Annotated in this window: 1 protein-coding gene; it reads left to right on the top strand. The window is 67.4% G+C overall.

Features of this window, described 5'->3' with window-relative positions; all coding sequences use genetic code 11:
- A partial coding sequence (locus tag BN358_RS27030) for an MFS transporter (protein WP_368730815.1) occupies positions 1-347 on the top strand: 347 nt, incomplete at both ends.

Below are 347 nucleotides of genomic sequence, written 5' to 3'. Positions count from 1 at the left end.
CACGACCAGTTCGCCCAGGTGCTGCTGGCAACGATCGCCTCCACCATCGGCTTCTGGGCCTGGATGTCGATCGCCCCGCTGCAGAAGACCTACGCCACGACGATGGGCCTCAACGAGGGCCAGATCTCGCTGATGCTCGCCACCCCCGTACCTGGTCGGAGCCCTGGGTCGATCGTCGTCGGCTCCCTCACCGACCGACTCGGCGGCCGAAAGATGTTCACCGCCATCCTGCTCGGCTCAGTACCGGCGGTGCTACTGGTGGCCCTGGCCGGCAGCCTCAAGCTGTACTGGCTGCTGATCGCCGCCGGCTTCTACCTGGGCGTGGCGGGAACCGTGTTCGCGGTCGG

The sequence above is a fragment of the Sedimentibacter sp. B4 genome, from assembly GCF_000309315.1.
Lineage (GTDB): Bacteria > Bacillota > Clostridia > Tissierellales > Sedimentibacteraceae > Sedimentibacter > Sedimentibacter saalensis.
Note: the sequence above shows the minus strand (reverse complement) of the source record. Positions and strands in the feature narration are given on the sequence as shown.